The 8,104-nt window shown below is 68.8% G+C and carries 6 protein-coding genes; 5 read left to right on the plus strand and 1 reads right to left on the minus strand.

What is annotated here, in order from left to right:
* The coding region (locus E1261_RS41190; RefSeq protein WP_238176772.1) for a choice-of-anchor M domain-containing protein at positions 1–1,475 on the minus strand (1,475 nt) is incomplete at its 3' end.
* A 307-nt stretch (positions 1,476–1,782) separates the two neighbouring features.
* On the opposite strand from E1261_RS41190, the gene E1261_RS41195 reads away from it, so the two are divergent.
* From E1261_RS41195 to E1261_RS41215, 5 genes are all read left to right on the plus strand, one after another.
* On the plus strand, positions 1,783–2,406 hold the full coding sequence (locus E1261_RS41195) for a 50S ribosomal protein L25/general stress protein Ctc (protein ID WP_132415197.1): 624 nt from the start codon (positions 1,783–1,785) through the stop codon (positions 2,404–2,406).
* A gap of 40 nt (positions 2,407–2,446) precedes the next feature.
* Complete coding sequence (gene pth, locus E1261_RS41200) at positions 2,447–3,022, plus strand: aminoacyl-tRNA hydrolase (RefSeq protein ID WP_132415198.1); 576 nt, start codon at positions 2,447–2,449, stop codon at positions 3,020–3,022.
* A gap of 14 nt (positions 3,023–3,036) precedes the next feature.
* Positions 3,037–6,660 (plus strand): transcription-repair coupling factor, encoded by a 3,624-nt coding sequence (gene mfd, locus E1261_RS41205; protein ID WP_132415199.1) that lies wholly within the window; start codon positions 3,037–3,039, stop codon positions 6,658–6,660.
* Between the two features lie 28 nt (positions 6,661–6,688).
* Positions 6,689–7,312, plus strand: a complete 624-nt coding sequence (locus tag E1261_RS41210) for a SurA N-terminal domain-containing protein (protein WP_132415200.1) — start codon at positions 6,689–6,691, stop codon at positions 7,310–7,312.
* 10 nt (positions 7,313–7,322) lie between these two features.
* A partial coding sequence (locus E1261_RS41215; RefSeq protein ID WP_132415201.1) for a nucleoside triphosphate pyrophosphohydrolase occupies positions 7,323–8,104 on the plus strand: 782 nt, incomplete at its 3' end.

Consider the following 8,104-nt stretch of genomic DNA (forward strand, 5'->3'; position numbering starts at 1 on the left):
GTACTGGGTTGCGTAGGCGCCGGCGTGGTGGGCTGCGAGGGCGGCGGTGTGGATGGGGGGTTGCTGGGGCAGAGCGGCTTCAGGTCGTTGCCGACTACCACCGGCAGGGTGGCGGTGTCGGTCAGGTGCTGGCCGGTCTTGGTGGTGGCTGAGTATGTGAAGGTGAGGCGGTAGAGGCCTTGTTTGGTGAAGGCCCAGTTGCCGTGGGCGTGGGTCGGTTCGGCGAGGGCGATCGACTGGGGCAGCTTCTTGCCGCTGTCGAAGGAGATCAGCGGGGCGCCGAACTGGTCGAACTGGTAGACCGCGAGCTTGCCCGGACCCTGCACTTTGTCGAGTGACCAGCGCACCGGGCCGTTCAGGGCGGTGTAGTCGACGGACTCGGTGTTCCAGCCGGCCCAGAGGAGGTTGTCGGCCTGGGTCTGGGGGATCTGCCAGATGGTTGCGCCGGGCGCGCCCAGAAAGCGGTACTTCGGATCGGCCGGGACGATCTCGTCACCCTCGGGCTTCACCTGGAACGCCACCGTCGCGGGGTCACGCCAGACCGGGGTGGTGCCGCGGGTGCCGTCCTTGACCTGGAAGCGCAGCCGGTCGCCGACAGTACGAGCTGCCACATCCACATGCCCGACGGAGAGCACCGTGGTGACGCAGGGCGGCGTACTCGGCCCAGGGGTGCTGGGCGCCGGCGTGCTCGGGCGCGGGCTCGACGGCGTCTCAGTCGGCGTCTCAGTCGGTGTGACCGTCGGCGTAGGGGTCGGTGTGGGGGTGGGCGTCGGCGTAGGGGTCGGCGTGACCGGCTCGTACGGACCGACGACCCACGTGTAGGTGACCGGGCCCGACGTGACGGGGGCGCCGGCTGCGGTGACCGCGGACGCCTGGAAGGTCAGGTGATAAGTGCCGAGCGCGGAGAAGGACCAGTTGGCGTGAACGTGCCGCCCCACTGGCTGGTGCAGTGTCTTGTACGCCGGATCGACCGAACTGAACACGCGGGGAACCGCACCGGTGAACTCGTCGTAGTTGAAGAACGCCTCGACCGCACCGGGACCTTCCGCGCTCACCAGGGTCAGGTCGACGTTGTCATCGCGCAGTGCACCCGCCGGAATCGTCTCCGTATCCCAGCCGGGCCAGATCAGCTCCGGGTCCTGGGACTCCGGCGCCATCCAAACTGTGCTTCCCGGTGCGCCGAGGAAGGCGAAGGCGGGCATGTCCGGCAGTTCGACGCGGGCCGGGCCGAGGTCTTCCAGGTTGAAGATCAGACCGGCCGGATCGGCCTCTCGGTACGTGCCGGTGCCGATCCGCGTGGCCAGCTTGAGCGCGGTTCCGTCGTACGTCGTGTGCAGGGCATCGGTGTGGACCGCGCGCAGCACCTCAGGGGCCGGAGCGGCACCAGCGGTCCAGGGCACGAGCAGGCAAAGGAGGCCGAGAGTGAGGCTCAGCAGGGCAGACAGCAGCGCAGGACGGGAGTGAGTGGCGGTCACATCCGCGCACTTTATCTGACTTGACAATCATTTTCAGTACGGCCGGACGTTTCCGGGCCGGATGACGCCCAAAAGTCGTGCTCTGTGGGCGGCCGGAGCTGATTTCTCGTCTGGGCGCAGACGTGGGTAGACTGTTGAGGTTGCCTCGGCGAGGGACGCCCCCCGAGAAGTACATGGGCGCGGCTCCGTGATCGACGCGGTGGTTCGTTGCTTGATGCCTTCTCGGTGTCAGCAGGTGCCCGCTGAGGCCGCAGCCGAGTTTCAGCCAGTCAACAGATCACCGCAACGCATCTGAGGAGTTCATCTCGTGGCCGAGGTCAAGATCCAAGCCGAATCACGCACGGAGTTCGGCAAGGGTGCTGCCCGCCGAATCCGCCGGGACAACAAGGTGCCCGCCGTTCTCTACGGCCACGGCACGGACCCGGTTCACATCACGCTGCCTGGTCACGACACCATGCTGGCGCTGAAGACCGCCAACGCCCTGCTGCTGATCGAGGTGACCGGCAGCGAGAGCCTGCTGGCGCTGCCGAAGCAGGTCCAGCGCGACCCGATCAAGGGCACCATCGAGCACGTCGACCTGGTCATCGTGAAGAGCGGTGAGAAGGTCGAGGTCGACATCGCCATCCACGTCGAGGGCGAGGCCGCCGGCGGCACCCTGGTGGTGCTGGAGAACGCCTCCATCCTGGTCGAGGCCGAGGCGACCCACATCCCCGACGGTGTGGTGCTGAACATCGAGGGCCTCGAGGCCGGTACGGCGATCCACGCCTCCGACCTGAAGCTCCCGGCCGGGACGACGCTGGCCGTCGACCCGGAGACCCTGATCGTGAACATCACCACCGCGAGCACCGCGGAGCAGGTCGAGGCCGAGATGGCCGACGCCGAGGCCGAGGCCGGGGTCGTCCGCGACGCCCCGACCGCCGCGCCTGCCTGACAGCGCTGCCGCAGTAAAGACACAGGAGGGCCGGGGATCCGTGGCGGACGACGTGTGGTTGGTCGTCGGGCTGGGGAATCCCGGCCCTTCGTATGCCCGGACCCGGCACAACATCGGGCACCTGGTGGCCGACGAGCTGGCGGCCCGGACGGGCAGCACGTTCAAGCAGCACAAGCAGGTCAAGTCCGAGGTGATCGAGACCCGGATCAGCGGGCTCCGGACCATCATCGCCAAACCCCGGTCGTACATGAACGAGTCCGGCGGACCGGTGGCCGGCCTGCTGAAGTTCTTCAAGGTGGACCCGGCCAACCTGATCGCCGTCCACGACGAGCTCGACATCGACTTCGGGGTGCTGCGCTGCAAGTTCGGCGGCGGCGACAACGGGCACAACGGGCTCAAGTCGCTGCGGAAATCGCTTGGCACCGGTGAGTACTATCGAGTGCGGTTCGGTGTGGGTCGTCCACCGGGCCGGCAGAGTCCCGCCGACTTCGTCCTCAACGAGTTCTCCTCGACCGAGCGCAAGGATCTTCCGTTCGCCGTGGACCGGACCGCGGACGCGGTCGAGTCGCTGATGACGGCCGGCCTCGAGACAACCCAAGGCCTGTACAACTCCTGAATGGACGCAACCTCGTGAAGCTCAGCGGTCTGATCGACACCCTGGTCACCGATCCAGTGGTGGCCGAGGCCGTGAGCGATGCCCGTGGCGACGTGGTCACCGCCCTCGACCTGGCGGCGCCCGGCCCGATCCGGCCGGTCCTGCTGGCTGCCCTGGCCGCCGAGCGTGGTGCTGATCGCCCGGTGCTCGCGGTCACCGCGACGTTCCGTGAGGCCGAGGAGCTGACCGAGGCGCTGCAGTGCCTGGTCGAGCCCGGTTCGGTCGCCTACTACCCGGCCTGGGAGACGCTGCCGCACGAGCGCCTGTCGCCGCGCTCGGACACAGTCGGCCGACGTCTCGCCGTACTGCGGCGTCTTGCGCACCCGGATCCGTCGGACGAGACGACCGGGCCGATCAAGATCCTGGTCGCGCCGGTGCGTTCAGTCCTGCAGCCGCAGGTCGCCGGGCTGGCCGACCTCAAGCCGGTGCAGCTGCACGTCGGCGACACGGTCGAGCTGGCCGATGTCACCGAGCGGCTGGCAGGTGCGGCGTACAACCGCGTTGACCTGGTCGAGCGGCGTGGTGAGTTCGCGGTTCGCGGCGGCATCATCGACGTGTTCCCGCCGACCGAGGAGCACCCACTACGGGTGGACTTCTTCGGTGACGACGTGGAAGAGATCCGGTACTTCGCAGTCGCCGACCAGCGGTCTCTGGAGATCGCTCAGCATGGGTTGTGGGCGCCGCCGTGCCGCGAGTTGCTGCTGACCGACGAGGTGCGGGCGCGCGCCGCCGTACTGGCCAAGGAGCACCCTGAGCTGGCCGAGCTGTTCGAGAAGCTCGCCGAAGGGCACGCGGTCGAGGGCATGGAGTCGTTGGCTCCGGTGCTGGTCGACCACATGGAGCTGCTGGTCGATTTGATGCCGGCCGGGACGCATGTGGTGGTGAGCGACCCGGAGCGGGTGCGGGCGCGGGCCCACGACCTGGTGGCGACCAGTCAGGAGTTCCTGGAGGCGTCCTGGGCGGCCGCGGCCGGTGGCGGTGACGCGCCGATCGATCTGGGCGCAGCGGCGTACATCTCGCTTGGTGACGTCCGGTCGCATGCGCTGGGCAAGGGCCTGGCGTGGTGGAGCATGTCGCCGTTCTCCGCGGCGCCGACCGACGCGCCCGAACTGCGCGACTCGATGGGTGCGCGGGTCTCGTTCGACATCGACACCGAGGCGGGCGCTGTGCGTAGCCGCGCGGTTGCCGCGCACGAGGTCGATCCGTACCGCGGTGAGACGGCTGCTGCGGTCGAGGACATCCGCGGCTGGCTGCGTGACGGCTGGCGCGTCGTCTGCGTGACCGAAGGACACGGCCCCGCGCAGCGATTGGCCGAGCTGCTGTCCGAGGCAGAGGTCCCGGCGCGCGCGGTCGAAGGGATCGACACGATCCCCGAGCCGGGCGTCGTGCTGATCTCGCAGGGACAGCTCGAGCACGGGTTCATTGCCGAGGGCATCAAGTTCGCCGTACTGACCGAGAACGACCTGGCCGGCCAGCGCTCCGCGGCCGAACGCCGTTCCCAGCAACGGATGCCGAGCCGGCGGAAGAAGGCGGTCGACCCGCTGGAGCTGCAGCCCGGCGACTTCGTCGTGCACGAGCAGCACGGCGTCGGCCGGTACGTCGAGATGATGCAGCGCACCGTCGGGACGGGGACGCAGAAGGCCACCCGCGAGTACGTCGTCATCGAGTTCGCACCGAGTAAGCGCGGTCAACCGGGCGACCGGCTGTATGTGCCGACCGACCAGCTCGACCAGGTCACGCGGTACGTCGGCGGTGAGCAGCCTTCGCTCGACAAGATGGGCGGCGGGGACTGGGCCAAGCGCAAGGGCCGCGCGCGCAAGGCGGTCAAGCAGATCGCCGGTGAGCTGATCAAGCTGTACGCCGCGCGCCAGGCGACCAAGGGCCACGCGTTCGCCAAGGACACCCCGTGGCAGCGTGAGCTCGAGGACGCGTTCCCGTTCGTGGAGACGCCGGACCAGCTCGCCACCATCGACGATGTGAAGCGCGACATGGAGCGCGTGATGCCGATGGACCGGATCGTGTGTGGCGATGTCGGCTACGGCAAGACCGAGATCGCCGTACGGGCTGCGTTCAAGGCGGTGCAGGACGGCAAGCAGGTCGCCGTACTGGTTCCGACCACGCTGCTCGTGCAGCAGCACTACGCGACCTTCGCCGAGCGGTACGCCGCCTTCCCGGTGGTTGTGGCCCCACTGTCGCGGTTCCAGACCGACAAGGAGGCCAAGGGCGCGCTGGACGGGCTGGCCGACGGGTCGATCGATGTCGTGATCGGGACGCACCGGTTGCTGTCGGGCGAGGTTGCGTTCAAGGACCTTGGGCTCGTCATCGTCGACGAGGAGCAGCGGTTCGGGGTCGAGGCCAAGGAGCAGCTCAAGCGGTTGCGGACGGCCGTCGACGTGCTGACGATGTCCGCGACGCCGATCCCGCGCACGCTGGAGATGTCGATCACCGGCATCCGCGAGATGTCGACGATCGCCACCCCGCCCGAGGAGCGGCACCCGGTGCTGACCTTCGTCGGCGCGTACGAGGAGGGCCAGGTGACCGCGGCGATCCGGCGCGAGTTGCTGCGTGAGGGCCAGGTCTTCGTGGTGCACAACCGGGTGAACACGATCGAGAAGGCGGCCGCGCGGATCCGGCAGCTCGTGCCCGAGGCACGGGTGACCGTCGCGCACGGCCAGATGAACGAGCACGCCCTCGAGCAGGTCATCCAGGGCTTCTGGGAGAAGCAGTCCGACGTCATCGTCTGTACGACGATCGTCGAGTCCGGCATCGACATCTCGAACGCGAACACGATGATCGTCGAGCGGTCCGACCTGCTCGGGCTGTCGCAGCTGCACCAGCTGCGCGGTCGCGTCGGTCGTGGCCGCGAGCGGGCGTACGCGTACTTCTTCTTCCCGCCGGAGAAGCCACTGACCGAGACCGCCCACGACCGGCTGGCGACGATCGCCCAGCACGCCGATCTGGGTGGCGGTATGGCGGTGGCGATGAAGGACCTGGAGATCCGTGGCGCCGGCAACCTGCTCGGCGGCGAGCAGTCCGGCCACATCGCGGATGTCGGGTTCGACCTGTACGTGCGGCTGGTCGGTGAGGCAGTCGCCGAGTACAAGGGCGATACGCCGGCCGAGGAGCCCGAGGTCAAGATCGAGCTGCCGATCGACGCGCATCTTCCGCACGACTACGTTCCGTCGCAGCGGCTGCGACTGGAGATGTACCAGCGACTGGCCGCCGTACGGGATGCTGCCGGGATCGCGGAGCTCGTCGAGGAGCTGCACGACCGGTACGGCGAGATCCCGGCGGCCGTGCTGAACCTGATCGAGGTGGCGAAGTTCCGCAACCACGCCCGGCAGGCGGGGTTGCAGGACGTCACCCTGCAGGGGAATCTGGTCCGGTTCGGGCCGGTGGATCTGCCGGATTCGAAGGTGCTGCGGCTGAACAGGCTGTACCCGAAGAGTCTGGTCAAGCCGCAACTGCGTACGATCCTGGTGCCGAGACCTGCCACCCGGCAGATCGGCGGCCAGCCGCTCCGCGACCAGGAGCTGCTGCAATGGTGTACCCGGTTGATCGACGACATCGTCGCCGAGCCGATCGTGGTACCGGCGTGACTTCGACTGGAGATGCGAGGAGATTTCGGTGAGCAGAGCGCTTAAGGCTCTCGGTGTGGCTGCGGCCACGGTGCTGCTGGCGAGCGGCTGCGCAGCCGGCACGCACCCGGGTGCGGCGGCCGTGGTCGGGGACACCGAGATCAGCGTCGGCGACGTCGACAAGGTCTCGCGCGCGGTCTCCGGCGCGCTCGGACAGCCCTTCGAGACCAAGGTGACGCTGAGCGAGCTGGTCAACAACGCTCTCGTCCGGCAGGTCCGCGACCAGCGCTCGGTGAACGTCAGTGACGCCGAGATCGCGGCCGCGATGAAGCTCGTGGTCCGCGACCCGGCGGCGTACCAGAAGTTCGAGGCCGACCCGGTGGCCAAGGAGTTCCTGTCCAACGTGGCCTCGACCGCGGTGGCGACCATCAAGCTCGGTGGCGGCACCGGCGTGACCGACCCGCAGGTGCAGGCGGCCCAGAAGGCCGGCCTGACCGTGGTCAAGGACGCCTCGAAGAACATCACCGTCGACATCTCGCCGCGGTTCGGCAAGTGGACCGACGGGGCCATCGACGGCGCGGTCTCCGGTTCGCTGTCCGACGAGTCGGCCCAGGCCAAGGCCAAGCGCGAGGCCGCCGAGGCCCAGCAGCAACAGCAGCAGCCGCAGGGCTGAGGTCCTGCCGATGTCCGGAGCACCCGGCGGGTCGATCACGGTCGTCCTGACCAGCCCCCGGGTCGCCCCGGGTCTCCTTACCCGAGTCGCCTGGACGGCCTTGTCGTCGGCCGACCTGCTCGGCGCCGCCGACGGCCCTGCCCGCGCCGATGTGCAGGCGATCGCGTCCTCCGGTTTTGTCGTCACCCCGGTCTCGGGTGCCGTCGCCGACCACTGGGCCTGGCTGTCCGCAGCCGCCGTGGCGGGTCAACGCGTCGCCTGGCTCGTCGGTGAGGACGGCGAACCAGGCCTGCTCCGGCTCGTCGCCGAGGAACTCAGTCGCGAGCCGCGGCCGCCGTACGAGGTCGAGATCTTGCACGGCTCGTACGACGTCCCTGGCGCCCGCCTGATCGACCTCGTGCGCGTCATGGACCGCCTCCGCCGCAAATGCCCCTGGGACCAGGAGCAGACCCACGAGAGCCTCGCGAAGTACCTCCTCGAGGAAACCTACGAGACCCTCGAAGCCATCGACCTCGGCGACCGCGACCACCTCCGCGAAGAGCTCGGCGACCTCCTGCTCCAGGTCGCCTTCCACTCCCGCATCGCCGAGGACGACGACGCCTTCACCATCGACGACGTGGCCGGCGGCATCGTCGAGAAGCTGATCCGCCGCCACCCCCACGTCTTCAGCACCGTGCACGCGGCCGACGCGGCCGCCGTCGAAGCCAACTGGGAATCCATCAAGGCCGCCGAAAAACAACGCTCCTCAGTCCTCGAAGGCATCCCCACCGCCCTCCCCGCCCTGGCCCTGGC

Source organism: Kribbella albertanoniae (genome assembly GCF_004348455.1).
Classification (GTDB): Bacteria; Actinomycetota; Actinomycetes; order Propionibacteriales; family Kribbellaceae; genus Kribbella; species Kribbella albertanoniae.